The sequence below is a fragment of the Pseudomonas sp. FBF18 genome (genome assembly GCF_024261405.1).
In the GTDB taxonomy this organism is placed as follows: domain Bacteria; phylum Pseudomonadota; class Gammaproteobacteria; order Pseudomonadales; family Pseudomonadaceae; genus Aquipseudomonas; species Aquipseudomonas palmensis.
Window position 1 is genome coordinate 69,541 of record NZ_QKRS01000017.1, and the last position, 13,861, is coordinate 83,401.

Annotated in this window: 12 protein-coding genes; 3 read left to right on the forward strand and 9 right to left on the reverse strand. The window is 62.8% G+C overall.

Annotated features, from left to right (window positions below):
• Nucleotides 1–190 precede the first annotated feature (190 nt).
• The 8 genes from DN387_RS21710 to DN387_RS21745 form a co-directional block, all read right to left on the reverse strand.
• On the reverse strand, nucleotides 191–925 hold the full coding sequence (locus DN387_RS21710; protein ID WP_231390883.1) for a secretin N-terminal domain-containing protein: 735 nt from the start codon (nucleotides 923–925) through the stop codon (nucleotides 191–193).
• 125 nt (nucleotides 926–1,050) lie between these two features.
• On the reverse strand, nucleotides 1,051–1,476 hold the full coding sequence (locus DN387_RS21715; RefSeq protein ID WP_043860862.1) for a GNAT family N-acetyltransferase: 426 nt from the start codon (nucleotides 1,474–1,476) through the stop codon (nucleotides 1,051–1,053).
• Nucleotides 1,469–2,635: a cupin domain-containing protein gene (locus DN387_RS21720; RefSeq protein WP_254506300.1), complete on the reverse strand. Its 1,167-nt coding sequence runs from the start codon at nucleotides 2,633–2,635 to the stop codon at nucleotides 1,469–1,471. Before DN387_RS21720 ends, DN387_RS21715 begins: the two co-directional genes overlap by 8 nt.
• Nucleotides 2,636–2,715: 80 nt before the next feature.
• Nucleotides 2,716–4,086 (reverse strand): adenylosuccinate lyase, encoded by a 1,371-nt coding sequence (gene purB / locus DN387_RS21725; protein WP_043860860.1) that lies wholly within the window; start codon nucleotides 4,084–4,086, stop codon nucleotides 2,716–2,718.
• A gap of 135 nt (nucleotides 4,087–4,221) precedes the next feature.
• Nucleotides 4,222–4,842: a high frequency lysogenization protein HflD gene (gene hflD, locus DN387_RS21730; RefSeq protein WP_043860859.1), complete on the reverse strand. Its 621-nt coding sequence runs from the start codon at nucleotides 4,840–4,842 to the stop codon at nucleotides 4,222–4,224.
• Nucleotides 4,842–5,963, reverse strand: a complete 1,122-nt coding sequence (gene mnmA / locus DN387_RS21735; RefSeq protein WP_043860858.1) for a tRNA 2-thiouridine(34) synthase MnmA — start codon at nucleotides 5,961–5,963, stop codon at nucleotides 4,842–4,844. Before mnmA ends, hflD begins: the two co-directional genes overlap by 1 nt.
• Nucleotides 5,964–6,036: 73 nt before the next feature.
• Complete coding sequence (locus DN387_RS21740; protein WP_054915102.1) at nucleotides 6,037–6,477, reverse strand: NUDIX hydrolase; 441 nt, start codon at nucleotides 6,475–6,477, stop codon at nucleotides 6,037–6,039.
• 162 nt (nucleotides 6,478–6,639) lie between these two features.
• Complete coding sequence (locus tag DN387_RS21745; protein WP_054915101.1) at nucleotides 6,640–8,865, reverse strand: NADP-dependent isocitrate dehydrogenase; 2,226 nt, start codon at nucleotides 8,863–8,865, stop codon at nucleotides 6,640–6,642.
• A 418-nt stretch (nucleotides 8,866–9,283) separates the two neighbouring features.
• Between DN387_RS21745 and icd the strand changes: the two genes are divergently transcribed.
• A complete protein-coding gene (gene icd / locus DN387_RS21750; protein WP_043860855.1) occupies nucleotides 9,284–10,540 on the forward strand; it encodes an NADP-dependent isocitrate dehydrogenase in 1,257 nt (418 codons plus the stop codon).
• 61 nt (nucleotides 10,541–10,601) lie between these two features.
• On the opposite strand, the gene cspD is transcribed toward icd, so the two are convergent.
• Nucleotides 10,602–10,856 carry a cold shock domain-containing protein CspD gene (gene cspD, locus DN387_RS21755; protein WP_152644099.1) on the reverse strand — a complete coding sequence of 85 codons (255 nt, stop codon included), beginning with the start codon at nucleotides 10,854–10,856 and terminating at the stop codon, nucleotides 10,602–10,604.
• A 228-nt stretch (nucleotides 10,857–11,084) separates the two neighbouring features.
• Between cspD and clpS the strand changes: the two genes are divergently transcribed.
• Both clpS and clpA read left to right on the forward strand, forming a co-directional pair.
• Complete coding sequence (gene clpS / locus DN387_RS21760; protein WP_043860853.1) at nucleotides 11,085–11,447, forward strand: ATP-dependent Clp protease adapter ClpS; 363 nt, start codon at nucleotides 11,085–11,087, stop codon at nucleotides 11,445–11,447.
• Nucleotides 11,448–11,477: 30 nt separating this feature from the next.
• Complete coding sequence (gene clpA / locus DN387_RS21765; RefSeq protein WP_043860852.1) at nucleotides 11,478–13,748, forward strand: ATP-dependent Clp protease ATP-binding subunit ClpA; 2,271 nt, start codon at nucleotides 11,478–11,480, stop codon at nucleotides 13,746–13,748.
• Nucleotides 13,749–13,861 lie beyond the last annotated feature (113 nt).

Below are 13,861 nucleotides of genomic sequence, written 5' to 3' on the forward strand. Positions count from 1 at the left end.
GGGTAGGTCAGAGCGCAACTCGAAGGCCCTTGCCAGGGCCTCTGATTAGCGGGAGCGGGGCCATCATGCCTCTGCGATTCGGGGACGTCAAATGTTTTGTAGTGCTTTTTTTCATCCACTACATCTTTGGTCTAATACGACTCGTCAGTCAGTTTCGAGGCCTTTGGTCGAGGCCTTGAACGGCGCGGGGTCAGTCCAGTGCCTCGACTTTTACCCGCAAAGTCATGTTCTCACCGCGCTGGGTGGAGTAACTGAGGGTCGAAGCGCTGCGATCGGCCTGACTTTGAGCGTTGACACCTGCCAGGCTGATCCACTCGCCAAGCTTGCCGGTGACCTTCGTGTCGGTACTTTGCACCTTCACTACATCGGGACGTTCCTGGCTCATTCGGTCATTGTTGGTGCTGATGGCAAGGTGCACGGTTTCGCCGGTGACGCTGGCAGTGACGTAGAAACCCTGGGTGACGTTGCGGTACTCGGTGTTGCTCTGCACGCGTCCGTAGCTGTCGGTCTGGGTGCTGGTGATGGGAATGCTCTGGCCAACCTGGATCAGCGCCGGAGTTCCCTCGCTGGCCTGCACCTGTTGCAGCCCACCCTCGCGGTTGGCGGTGCCGTAGCGGATCACGCGGGCGTTGCCGCGGTTGTCCTGGACGTTGCTGTCGGTGTTGTCGACGCTGATCAGCAGGCGCTTGGGGGCGGTGTCCAGTTGTTGCAGCAGGGTGCGAAGTTCGTCGATCTTGCCGGGCTCGGCATTGACGATCAGCTTGTTTTCGAAGGTGCTGACACTGCCGTCCTTGCCGATGAAGGCTTGCGCGGCGGGGAGCAGTTCGGCGCTGGTGCGGTGGTTCAGCGGCAGGACTTCGGTGGCGGCCAGCGCACTGAGGCTGAACGACAGAAGCAGGGTGGCGAGCAGGGGGCGTAGCGGCATGTCCATGGTCTCCGCGGGTGGAGTGGACATGATGGCAAATTTGTAGCGGTTGTGCTGGCCTGTTCGCCGGCAAGGCCGGCTCCCGCGGGTATGGGAGCTGGTCTTGCCGGCGACAGGGCTGGCGCTTACTGCGAGTCGCGCACCATGTCCACGTGCGGCAGGCCGGCCTCGAGGAACTCCTCGCTGACGACCTTGAAGCCCAGGCGCTCGTAGAATGCGGTGGCATGCACTTGTGCGGTGAGCTTCTGCTGGCGCAGATCGCGGTTCTGCGCCTCGGCGATGGCGGCCTGCATCAGTGCGTCACCCACCTTGAGCCCGCGCCAGTCCTTGAGCACCGACACGCGCCCGATCTGGCCATCCTGCAACAGGCGGGCGGTGCCGATGGCGTAGTCACCCTCAAAGGCCAGGAAGTGCACGGCGATGTTGTCGTCGGCATCCCACTCCAGCTCTGGCGGCACGTTCTGCTCGGCAATGAACACCGATTCGCGGATACGGCGGATGTCGGCGTTGTCTTTCTGCCAATCGGCCAGGCGTACTTCGATCTTATTCATTGGCAAATCCCAGGCTTCCTTGCTTGACCAGTTCGCAGATCAGGGTAAGGCCATTTTCGTCGCCAAGCCATGGCGCGAGGTTTTCCACGTGCAGGGCGTCGGCGGCGCAGATCAGCTTGAGCAGGTCGCGCAGTTCGCCCGGCAGCAGGCGGCTCTGGCCGCTGGCGAACAGCAGCACGTTGTCGTCGACTTCCGACCAGGCCAGGCGCGCGCTCGGGTTGCGGATCAGGATCGCACCCTGTTCCAGGTTGTCGATCAGGTCTTCTTCGCTCAGTGCCTCGCCAGCCACCAGTTCCGGGTAGCGTGGTTCGGTCATGAACTGGCCGAACCAGGTCAGCAGCAGGCGCTCGTCGCTCATGTGCTCGGCCAGCAGGCCCTTGAGGCGGTCCAGGGCGTCGCGCTGGATCTGGTGCGGGTCGCTCACTGGCTGGGCGTCGGCGTCGGTGTAGCGCTCTTCGTCAGGCAGGAACTGGCTGAGGAAGTCGGTGAAGTGGGTCAGCACTTCGGCGGCGCTCGGCGCGCGGAAGCCGACCGAATAGGTCAGGCAGTCGTCTTCGGCCACACCGTAGTGGGCCAGGCGCGGTGGCAGGTAGAGCATGTCGCCCGGTTCCAGGGTCCACTCGTCGGTCTGCTCGAAGTCGGCCAGGATGCGCAGGTCGGCGTGCTCGATCAGCGGGCTGTCGCTGTCGCACATCTGGCCGATCTTCCAGTTGCGCTTGCCCTGGCCTTGCAGCAGGAACACGTCGTAGTTGTCGAAGTGCGGGCCCACGCTGCCACCCGGGGCGGCGAAGCTGATCATCACGTCGTCGATGCGCCAGCTTGGCAGAAAGCGAAAGCTCTCCAGCAGCTCGCCCACTTCCGGCACGAACTGGTCGACGGCTTGTACCAGCAGGGTCCAGTCGCGCTCAGGCAGGGTGCTGAAGGTATCGTCGTCGAACGGGCCGCGGCGCAGTTCCCACGGGCGCTCGCCATGTTCGATGACCAGGCGCGATTCGACTTCCTCTTCCAGTGCCAGGCCGGCCAGTTCATCGGCATCGATCGGGCTTTCGAAATCAGGGAAGGCCTGGCGAACCAGCAGGGGCTTCTTCTGCCAGTAGTCGCGCAGGAATTCGCGGGCAGTCAGGCCGCCCAGCAGCTGAAGTGGGGTATCAGGATTCATGTGTAACCTATTGAAAAAAAGTAATTTTCTTTCAGCAATAAAAACGCCCGGCCAAGCCGGGCGTCAAAACGCGGGGGCAATCAGATGCGTTTGGCTTGTGCCGCGGCATTACCGATGTAGTTGGCCGGGGTCAGCTTCTTCAGCTCGGCGCGGGCTTCGGCCGGCATGTCCAGGCCATCGATGAAGGTTAACAGCGCTTCAGGGCTGATACCTTTGCCGCGGGTCAGCTCTTTGAGCTTCTCGTACGGGTTTTCGATGTCGTAGCGGCGCATCACGGTCTGGATCGGCTCGGCCAGGACTTCCCAGCAGGCGTCCAGGTCTTCGGCGATGCGGGCTTCGTTGATTTCCAGCTTGCTGATGCCCTTGAGGCTGGCCTCGTAGGCGATCACGCTGTGGGCGAAACCGACGCCCAGGTTGCGCAGCACGGTGGAGTCGGTCAGGTCGCGCTGCCAGCGCGAGATCGGCAGCTTGCTGGCCAGGTGCTGGAACAGCGCGTTGGCGATGCCCAGGTTGCCTTCGGAGTTCTCGAAGTCGATCGGGTTGACCTTGTGCGGCATGGTCGAGGAACCGATTTCGCCGGCAATGGTGCGCTGCTTGAAGTAGCCCAGCGAGATGTAGCCCCAGATATCGCGATCGAAGTCGATCAGGATGGTGTTGAAGCGGGCGATCGCGTCGAACAGCTCGGCAATGTAGTCGTGCGGTTCGATCTGGGTGGTGTAGGGGTTGAACACCAGGCCCAGCTCGTCTTCGATGAAGGCGCGGGCGTTGGCTTCCCAGTCGATCTGCGGGTAGGCCGACAGGTGGGCGTTGTAGTTGCCCACGGCGCCGTTGATCTTGCCCAGCAGCGGCACGGCGGCAACCTGGGCGATCTGGCGCTCCAGGCGGTACACCACGTTGGCCAGCTCTTTGCCCAGGGTAGTCGGCGAAGCCGGCTGGCCGTGGGTGCGCGACAGCATCGGTACGTCGGCGAAGCGGTGGGCCAGTTCGCGGATCGACTCGGCGATCTGGCGCATCAGCGGCAGCAGCACGCTGTCGCGGCCTTCGCGCAGCATCAGGCCGTGGGACAGGTTGTTGATGTCCTCGCTGGTGCAGGCGAAGTGGATGAACTCGCTGACCTTGGCCAGTTCCGGCAGCTGGGCGGCCTGCTCCTTGAGCAGGTACTCGATGGCCTTGACGTCGTGGTTGGTGGTGCGCTCGATCTCTTTGACGCGCTCGGCGTGCTCGAGGGCGAAGTCGTCGGCCAGGGCGTTGAGCACGGCGTTGGCTTCGGCGGAAAACGCTGGTACTTCAGCGATTTGCGGGTGGGCGGCCAGGCGCTGGAGCCAGCGGACCTCAACCAGGGCGCGGAAACGGATCAGGCCGTATTCGCTGAAGATGGGGCGCAGGGCCTGGGTTTTGCCGGCGTAGCGGCCGTCAACAGGGGAAACCGCAGTGAGCGAGGAAAGCTGCATGGGGTGTTCTCGGACAGTCGGGCAACGAAAAGGGCGCATATCATACATGAAAAACGCGCCCGGGTTTTGAGGTTGACAAAAGGTCTTTCGGGCCTTTTCGCTGGCAAGCCAGCGAAGGCCGCGACGCGGTCAGGGTCAGCCGCGCAGCATCGGGTACAGCTCCTTGAGCAGCTTGCGCCGGCTGATCACCAGCTGCCAGCGGTGCCCGCCCAGCTGGCGCCACAGGCGCGCAGCACGGATGCCGGCCAGCAGCAGGGCGCGGATCTTCGAGGCATTGTTGGGCTGCTGCAGGTTGCGCATGTCGCCATGCACCTGGATACGCTGGCGCAGGGTGCTCAGGGTGTCCTGGTAGAGGGCGCCGCACGAAGCGATCACGTTTTCATGCACCAGGCCGAAATGATCGGCCTGGGACTGGATCTGCGGCAGGCGCTTGCCGATGGTGTCGAGCATGTCGCCACGCTTGGCCAGCTGGCGCTCCAGGCCCAGCATCGACAAGGCGTAGCGCAGCGGCTCGCGCTGCAGGCTGGCAGGGTCGCGCTCCAGCGCGCTGGCCAGGGCGCGGTAGCCATCCTTGAGGTTCAGGTCGTCACCGCCGAACACCTCCAGGGTGTCCTTGGGGTCGCGTACCAGCAGGCTGCCGAGCATGCAGCCCAGGTCGGCCTCGCTGGCCTGGCCCGTGCGGGCGATTCGGTCGACCAGCACGGCGGCCTGGAATACCCCGCCCAGGGCGACCAGTTGCTCTTGCATCTGGTTCATCAGCGGCTGCTCCAGGGCTCGGCCACTTCGATCACACCGCCCCCCAGGCATACCTCACCGTCATAGAACACCACCGACTGGCCCGGCGTCACGGCGCGCTGCGGCTCGTCGAAAACGGCGCGGTAGCCGCTTGCGGTGCGTTCCAGGGTGCACGCCTGGTCGCTCTGGCGGTAGCGCACCTTGGCCGTCAGCTGGCGCGGGCTGGAGAGGTCGACGGGGTTGACCCAGAAGATCTCCGAGGCGAGCAGGGCGCGGGAGAACAGCCACGGGTGCTCGTTGCCCTGGCCGACCACCAGCACGTTGCGGCTGAGGTCTTTCTCCAGCACGTACCACGGCTCGTCGCTGGCATCCTTGAGGCCGCCGATGCCCAGGCCCTGACGCTGGCCGATGGTGTGGTACATCAGGCCGTGGTGCTGGCCGATGACTTCACCCTCGGTGGTCTGGATTTCACCGGGCTGCGCCGGCAGGTATTGCTTGAGAAAATCGCTGAAACGGCGCTCGCCGATAAAGCAGATACCGGTGGAGTCCTTCTTCTTGGCCGTGGCCAGGCCGTTTTTTTCGGCGATGGCGCGCACCTCGGGCTTTTCCAGTTCGCCCACCGGGAACAGCGTGCGGGCGATCTGCTCGCCGCCGACGGCGTGCAGGAAGTAGCTCTGGTCCTTGTTCGGGTCCAGGCCCTTGAGCAGCTCGGTACGCCCGTCGATGTCGCGGCGGCGCACATAGTGGCCGGTGGCGATCAGGTCGGCACCGAGCATCAGGGCGTAGTCGAGGAACGCCTTGAACTTGATTTCGCGGTTGCACAGGATGTCCGGGTTCGGCGTGCGCCCGGCCTTGTACTCTTCCAGGAAGTGCTCGAACACGTGGTCCCAGTACTCGGCGGCAAAGTTGGCAGTGTGCAGCTTGATGCCGATGCGGTCGCACACGGCCTGGGCATCGGCCAGGTCTTCGCGGGCGGTGCAGTATTCGGTGCCGTCGTCCTCTTCCCAGTTCTTCATGAACAGGCCTTCCACCTGGTAGCCCTGCTCGATCAGCAGGAGGGCGGAGACGGAAGAGTCCACGCCGCCGGACATGCCGACGATGACGCGTGTCTTTTCGGGTTCGTAGAGTGCTGGACTGGTCATAGGTACCGGCTGTGTATCTGGAAAAAGACGTCGATTCTATCAGGCTGCGCCGCGCAAGGCGAAAGCCGCGGCTTCAATTGCGGATCAGGCTCAGGCTGTGCAGCGGGCCGGCCAAGTAGTCGTCGATGCATTGCGGCACCAGCTCGCTGCGCCAGCGCTCGGGGTCGGCCAGCAGTTCGTCGCGGGTGAGCCAGGTGGCGCGCACGATGTCGGTGTCCAGGGCGCGTTCGGGGTGGTGGCGAAGCGGGCGGGCAGCGAAGCAGATGCGCTGGTAGGTCACGCCGTTGCTGGGGGCGGTATAGAGGTAGATGCCGACGATGCCGGTAAGCTCGACGTCCCAGGCGGTTTCTTCGAGGGTCTCGCGCAGGGCGGCTTCGAGCAGGGTTTCGTTGGCTTCGAGGTGGCCGGCGGGCTGGTTGAAGACGTGCCGGCCGGCCTTGAATTCCTCGACCAGCAGGAAGCGGCCGTTGTCTTCGACGATGGTGGCGACGGTGATGTGGGGTTGCCAGGTCATGCGGGTGCCTTCGTAGTGGGGTGGCGTGCCTCTTCGCCGGCAAGGCCGGCTCCTACAAAGGGCTGTAGGAGCCGGCCTTGCCGGCGAAGAGGGCGCCGCCGATGTCCAGAAAGCACAAACCCCGGTGCGTGGCCGGGGTCTGTGTGTCAGCTCAAGCCAACCTTACAGCGCGGCAACCGCGTTGTTGAAGGTCTGGCTCGGGCGCATTGCCTTGGCGGTCAGCTCGGCATCGGGGTAGTAGTAACCACCGATTTCAACCGGCTTGCCCTGGACTGCGTTGAGCTCGGCGACGATGGTCGCTTCGTTCTCGGTCAGTGCCTTGGCCAGCGGTGCGAAGCGTGCTTGCAGCGCCGCGTCATCGGTCTGTGCAGCCAGTGCCTGGGCCCAGTACAGGGTCAGGTAGAAGTGGCTGCCACGGTTGTCGATGCTGCCAACCTTGCGCGCAGGGGACTTGTTGTTGTCCAGGAACTGGCCGGTGGCCTGGTCCAGGGTCGCAGCCAGTACCTTGGCCTTGGGGTTGGCGTAGGCGGTGCTCAGGTGCTCGAGCGAAGCTGCCAGGGCCAGGAACTCGCCCAGCGAATCCCAGCGCAGGAAGTTTTCTTCCACCAGCTGTTGCACGTGCTTGGGTGCCGAACCGCCGGCGCCGGTTTCGAACAGGCCGCCGTTGTTCATCAGCGGCACGATCGACAGCATCTTGGCGCTGGTGCCCAGTTCCATGATCGGGAACAGGTCGGTCAGGTAGTCACGCAGCACATTGCCGGTGACCGAGATGGTGTCTTCGCCGGCACGGATGCGCTGCAGCGAAACCTTCATGGCCTCGACAGGCGACAGGACACGGATGTCCAGGCCGGTGGTGTCGTGGTCTTTCAGGTATTTCTGGACCTTCTCGATCAGCACGCCGTCGTGGGCGCGTTGCGGGTCGAGCCAGAAGATCGCCGGGGTGGCGCTGGCGCGGGCACGGTTGACGGCCAGCTTGACCCAGTCCTGGATCGGCGCGTCCTTGGTCTGGCACATGCGGAAGATGTCGCCGGCTTCGACGTCCTGGGACAGCAGCAGGTTGCCCTTGCCGTCGACGACGCGGATCACGCCATCAGCCTTGGCCTGGAAGGTCTTGTCGTGGGAGCCGTACTCTTCGGCCTTCTGTGCCATCAGGCCGACGTTCGGCACGCTGCCCATGGTGGTAGGGTCGAAGGCGCCGTGTTGCTTGCAGTCTTCGATCACCGCCTGGTAGATGGTGGCGTAGCAGCGATCCGGGATCACTGCCTTGGTGTCCTGCAGTTGGCCTTCGGTGTTCCACATCTTGCCCGAGTCGCGGATCATCGCCGGCATCGAGGCGTCGACGATGACGTCGCTCGGCACGTGCAGGTTGGTGATGCCCTTGTCGGAGTTGACCATGGCCAGCGCCGGGCGCACGGCATACACGGCCTGCACGTCGGCTTCGATCTGGGCCTGCTGTTCGGCTGGCAGGTCCTTGATGCGGGCGTACAGGTCGCCGATGCCGTTGTTCAGGTTGAAGCCGACCTGCTCCAGTACGGCGGCGTGCTTGGTCAGCGCGTCCTTGTAGTACTCGGCGACGATCTGGCCGAACATGATCGGGTCGGAGACCTTCATCATGGTGGCTTTCAGGTGAACCGACAGCAGTACGCCCTGGGCCTTGGCTTCTTCGATCTGGGCAGCGATGAAGCTGCGCAGGGCCTTGGTGCTGAGCACGGCGCAGTCGACGATTTCGCCGGCCTTGACCGCGGTCTTTTCTTTCAGGACGGTGGTCGAACCGTCCTTGGCCAGCAGCTCGATGCGCAGGCTGTCATCGGCTTCGATCAGCGCGGCTTTTTCGCTGCCGTAGAAGTCGCCGTTGTCCATGTGCGCGACGTGCGACTTGGAGTCGGCTGCCCAGGCGCCCATCTTGTGCGGGTGCTTGCGGGCGTAGTTCTTGACCGACAGCGGTGCGCGGCGGTCGGAGTTGCCTTCGCGCAGTACCGGGTTCACGGCGCTGCCCTTGATGCGGTCGTAGCGGGCGCGGGCTTCTTTTTCCGCGTCGGTGCTGACGGTGTCCGGGTAGTCCGGGATGTTGAAGCCCTTGGCTTGCAGTTCCTTGATCGCGGCTTTCAGCTGCGGTACCGAGGCGCTGATGTTCGGCAGCTTGATGATGTTGGCTTCAGGTGTGGTTGCCAGTTGGCCCAGTTCTGCCAGGTGGTCGGCCACTTGCTTGTCGGCGCCGAGCTGTTCAGGGAAGGCAGAGAGGATACGGCCAGCGAGCGAGATGTCACGGGTTTCGACGGCGATGTCGGCAGTGGCGGTGAACGCTTCGACGATGGGCAGCAGTGAGTAGGTGGCGAGGGCGGGGGCTTCGTCGGTGAAGGTGTAGATGATCTTGGATCGGGTGGGCATATTCGGGTTAACTCTCTGTTTTGCTGAGCGTGCGCGGAATCTCGAGGGGTGCGCAGGATAGGCGCTTCGCTCAAGCGGATCCATGAGCAGAAAGTCGAGGATTCCGGGCTGTGATGGTGGGTTGCATCAGTCGAGTGTCAAACGGCTGAACTGCGGTAACAGCCCAGTCTTGTCGGGGCCGGACGTCTCTATTCGGACCGGTCGCCCCCAGTGACCCTTTGGTCACCGGCGGAGTATATCAAACCCTTGGTCGTAATCATCAAGGTCAACATGTCGGATGGCCACTTTTAGACCAAAGACGTAGAGCGTTTTACGCTGGTATGACGGTTTTTTCGGCGAGGTTTGCGTCTGCGTTCAACTGGGTTAGGCTCTGGGGATTGCATGAAGTCCTATCAACCAGAAAAAAGCGGAGTGCAGCATGGGATACCAGAAAATCAAGGTTCCGGCAGTCGGTGACAAAATCACCGTCAACGCAGACCATTCTCTCAATGTTCCCGACAATCCGATCATCCCCTTCATTGAAGGTGACGGTATTGGCGTCGATGTCAGCCCGGTGATGATCAAGGTGGTCGATGCTGCAGTCGAAAAGGCTTATGGCGGCAAGCGCAAGATCTCCTGGATGGAGGTGTACGCCGGCGAGAAGGCCACCCAGGTCTACGACCAGGACACCTGGCTGCCTCAGGAAACCCTGGATGCGGTGAAAGACTACGTGGTATCGATCAAGGGCCCGCTGACCACCCCGGTCGGCGGCGGCATCCGTTCGCTGAACGTCGCCCTGCGCCAGCAACTGGACCTGTACGTGTGCCTGCGTCCGGTGGTGTGGTTCGAGGGTGTGCCCAGCCCGGTGAAAAAACCTGGCGATGTCGACATGGTGATCTTTCGCGAGAACTCCGAGGACATCTATGCCGGCATCGAGTGGAAGGCCGGCTCGCCCGAGGCGAACAAGGTCATCAAGTTCCTCAAGGAGGAAATGGGTGTCACCAAGATCCGCTTCGACCAGGATTGCGGCATCGGCATCAAGCCGGTTTCCAAGGAAGGCACCCAGCGCCTGGTGCGCAAGGCCCTGCAGTATGTGGTGGATAACGACCGCGAGTCGCTGACCATCGTGCACAAGGGCAACATCATGAAATTCACCGAGGGGGCCTTCAAGGACTGGGGCTACGAGGTGGCCAAGAACGAATTCGGCGCCGAGCTGCTCGATGGCGGCCCGTGGATGAAATTCAAGAACCCCAAGACCGGGCGTGAAGTGATCGTCAAGGACGCCATTGCCGACGCCATGCTCCAGCAGATCCTGCTGCGTCCGGCCGAGTACGACGTGATCGCCACCCTCAACCTGAACGGTGACTACCTGTCCGACGCCCTGGCGGCGGAAGTGGGCGGTATCGGTATCGCGCCGGGTGCCAACCTGTCGGACACCGTGGCCATGTTCGAGGCCACCCACGGCACGGCGCCCAAGTACGCCGGCAAGGATCAGGTCAACCCTGGTTCGGTGATCCTGTCGGCCGAGATGATGCTGCGTCACCTGGGCTGGACAGAGGCGGCGGACCTGATCATCAAGGGCACCAACGGGGCTATCAAGGCCAAGACCGTGACCTACGACTTCGAACGCCTGATGGAAGGCGCGACGCTGGTGTCGAGCTCGGGCTTCGGTGAGGCGCTGATCAAGCACATGTAAGCGGGCAGCAAAAGGCCGGCCTGTCCGAGAGGGCAGGCCGGCCCTGGTGTTCCTGGGGTGTTCAGGCGTCGATCGTGGTCGCGCTGCTGGCGGGCTCGCTCTGGGCGCTGGTGACGACGGGTCTTATGTTCTGCGCATGAAACCCCTTGGGTGCCTGAATGATATCGAATGTGACGACTTGTCCGGCCTTCAGGGTCTTGTAACCTTCCATGTTAATGGCAGAGAAGTGGGCAAACAGGTCCTCATCCTTGCCATCCTCGTTGATGAATCCGAATCCCTTGGCATTGTTGAACCACTTGACTTTGCCGGTTGCCATCCTCATATCCCTCTGCAAAGGACTCCATCACTGGAGTATCATCCACTCCATCCGCCTATGAACCTGCGAAAATTCTGGTTGACTGCGCGGATCTTTATCGACCACGGTGGGCTCTTATTGGTTGTAACACCGATTTGCCGATAGTCAAGGTCAGGCGACGGCCGTTCCGGCGTGTGGCCAGGCGGTCCACATTCAACCTTAACCTGTCGAAATGATGAATTTCTTTCCATGCATGCACATAGCCAGATTCGACTAACATTCAATCAGGATCGCCCGCAGCAGGATGAGGACGATGGCTCTGGTCTGGCGGTACAGGAAGCCAAGCCCGCGCTGCAGGCACCACCGATGTACAAGGTGGTTTTGTTCAACGATGACTACACACCGATGGATTTCGTCGTCGAAGTGCTCGAGGTGTTTTTTAACCTGAATCGCGAGCTGGCGACCAAGGTCATGCTGGCCGTCCATACAGAAGGGCGGGCAGTGTGCGGATTGTTTACCCGCGACATCGCCGAGACCAAGGCCATGCAGGTCAACCAATACGCCCGGGAAAGCCAGCATCCGCTACTCTGTGAAATCGAGAAGGACGGTTAATCGCCGACCACTTGGGTATGAGGTGAAGCTATGTTAAACCGCGAGCTCGAAGTCACCCTCAATCTGGCCTTCAAGGAGGCCCGTTCGAAGCGTCATGAGTTCATGACCGTCGAACACCTTCTGCTGGCGCTTTTGGATAATGAGGCCGCCGCAACCGTTTTGCGTGCCTGTGGAGCCAACCTCGACAAGCTCAAGCACGACCTGCAGGAGTTCATCGACTCCACCACGCCACTGATCCCCGTGCATGATGAAGACCGCGAGACCCAGCCAACCCTGGGCTTCCAGCGGGTGCTTCAGCGTGCCGTGTTCCATGTACAGAGCTCGGGTAAACGTGAAGTCACCGGCGCCAATGTGCTGGTGGCGATCTTCAGCGAGCAGGAAAGCCAGGCGGTGTTCCTGCTCAAACAGCAAAGTGTCGCGCGAATCGACGTGGTCAACTACATCGCCCACGGCATCTCCAAGGTGCCGGGCCATGGCGAACACCAGGACGGCGAGCAGGACATGCAGGACGAAGACGGCGGCGAAGCCTCGTCCTCGAGCAATCCGCTGGATGCCTATGCCAGCAACCTCAACGAACTGGCACGCCAGGGGCGTATCGACCCGCTGGTGGGGCGCGAGACCGAGGTCGAGCGCGTGGCGCAGATCCTTGCGCGTCGGCGCAAGAACAACCCGCTGCTGGTGGGCGAGGCCGGGGTGGGCAAGACCGCCATCGCCGAAGGCCTGGCCAAGCGTATCGTCGACGGTCAGGTGCCTGACCTGCTGGCCCAGAGCGTGGTCTATTCGCTGGACCTGGGCGCCTTGCTGGCCGGTACGAAGTACCGTGGCGACTTCGAGAAGCGCTTCAAGGCGCTGCTCGGCGAACTGCGCAAGCGTCCGCAGGCGATCCTGTTCATCGACGAAATCCACACCATCATCGGCGCCGGTGCGGCATCGGGCGGGGTGATGGATGCGTCCAACCTGCTCAAGCCGCTGCTGTCTTCGGGTGATATCCGTTGCATCGGCTCGACTACGTTCCAGGAGTTCCGCGGCATCTTCGAGAAGGACCGGGCCCTGGCGCGGCGCTTCCAGAAGGTGGATGTCAGCGAGCCGTCGGTGGAAGACACCATCGGCATCCTGCGCGGCCTCAAGGGGCGTTTCGAGTCCCATCACAGCATCGAGTACAGCGATGAGTCGCTGCGTGCCGCAGCGGAGCTTGCAGCGCGCTACATCAATGACCGTCACATGCCGGACAAGGCCATCGACGTGATCGACGAGGCGGGGGCGTACCAGCGCCTGCAGCCGGTCGAGAAGCGCGTCAAGCGCATCGATGTGCAGCAGGTGGAAGACATCGTCGCCAAGATTGCGCGCATTCCGCCAAAGCACGTCACCAGTTCCGACAAGGAGCTGCTGCGCAACCTGGAGCGCGACCTGAAGCTGACCGTGTTTGGCCAGGATGCCGCGATCGATTCGCTGGCCACCGCCATCAAGCTGTCGCGTGCGGGCCTGAAGGCGCCGGACAAGCCGGTGGGCTCGTTCCTGTTTGCAGGCCCTACCGGGGTCGGCAAGACCGAGGCGGCGCGTCAGCTGGCCAAGGCGCTGGGGGTCGAGCTGGTGCGTTTCGACATGTCCGAGTACATGGAGCGTCACACCGTGTCGCGCCTGATCGGTGCGCCTCCGGGCTATGTCGGTTTCGACCAGGGCGGCCTGTTGACCGAAGCCATCACCAAGCAGCCGCATTGCGTGCTGCTGCTCGATGAAATCGAGAAGGCTCACCCGGAAGTCTTCAACCTGCTGCTGCAGGTGATGGACCACGGTACCCTGACCGACAACAACGGGCGCAAGGCGGACTTTCGCAACGTCATCGTGATCATGACCACCAACGCCGGCGCCGAGACTGCGGCACGGGCCTCGATCGGGTTTACCCATCAGGACCACTCGTCCGACGCGATGGAAGTGATCAAGAAGAGCTTCACGCCGGAGTTCCGCAACCGCCTGGACACCATCATCCAGTTTGGTCGCCTGAGCCACGAAGTGATCAAGAGCGTGGTCGACAAGTTCCTCACCGAACTGCAGGCCCAGCTGGAAGACAAGCGCGTACTGCTGGAGGTGTCGGATGCTGCTCGCAGCTACCTGGCAGCCGGTGGCTACGATGCGCAGATGGGTGCGCGGCCCATGGCCCGGCTTATCCAGGACAAGATCAAGCGGCCGCTGGCCGAAGAGATCCTGTTTGGCGAGCTGGCCGAGCATGGCGGCGTGGTGCACATCGACCTGCGCGATGGCGAGCTGGTGTTCGACTTCGAGACCACGGCCGAGATGGCCTGATCGCGTTCGCCGGCACGGCCGGCTCCTGCGGGGTGATGCAGCCCTGCTAGGAGTCGGCCCTGCCGGCGAGGCTTTTCAGGCAGGCACGCAAAAACGCCCGGCACTGGCCGGGC

What these genes read in the sequence shown, in the direction of transcription:
- DN387_RS21710 (WP_231390883.1), bottom strand. Translation starts at nt 925, where the DNA reads ATGCCGCTACGCCCCCTGCTCGCCACCCTGCTTCTGTCGTTCAGCCTC.
- DN387_RS21715 (WP_043860862.1), bottom strand. Translation starts at nt 1,476, where the DNA reads ATGAATAAGATCGAAGTACGCCTGGCCGATTGGCAGAAAGACAACGCC.
- DN387_RS21720 (WP_254506300.1), bottom strand. Translation starts at nt 2,635, where the DNA reads ATGAATCCTGATACCCCACTTCAGCTGCTGGGCGGCCTGACTGCCCGC.
- purB (WP_043860860.1), bottom strand. Translation starts at nt 4,086, where the DNA reads ATGCAGCTTTCCTCGCTCACTGCGGTTTCCCCTGTTGACGGCCGCTAC.
- hflD (WP_043860859.1), bottom strand. Translation starts at nt 4,842, where the DNA reads ATGAACCAGATGCAAGAGCAACTGGTCGCCCTGGGCGGGGTATTCCAG.
- mnmA (WP_043860858.1), bottom strand. Translation starts at nt 5,963, where the DNA reads ATGACCAGTCCAGCACTCTACGAACCCGAAAAGACACGCGTCATCGTC.
- DN387_RS21740 (WP_054915102.1), bottom strand. Translation starts at nt 6,477, where the DNA reads ATGACCTGGCAACCCCACATCACCGTCGCCACCATCGTCGAAGACAAC.
- DN387_RS21745 (WP_054915101.1), bottom strand. Translation starts at nt 8,865, where the DNA reads ATGCCCACCCGATCCAAGATCATCTACACCTTCACCGACGAAGCCCCC.
- icd (WP_043860855.1), top strand. Translation starts at nt 9,284, where the DNA reads ATGGGATACCAGAAAATCAAGGTTCCGGCAGTCGGTGACAAAATCACC.
- cspD (WP_152644099.1), bottom strand. Translation starts at nt 10,856, where the DNA reads ATGGCAACCGGCAAAGTCAAGTGGTTCAACAATGCCAAGGGATTCGGA.
- clpS (WP_043860853.1), top strand. Translation starts at nt 11,085, where the DNA reads ATGCATGCACATAGCCAGATTCGACTAACATTCAATCAGGATCGCCCG.
- clpA (WP_043860852.1), top strand. Translation starts at nt 11,478, where the DNA reads ATGTTAAACCGCGAGCTCGAAGTCACCCTCAATCTGGCCTTCAAGGAG.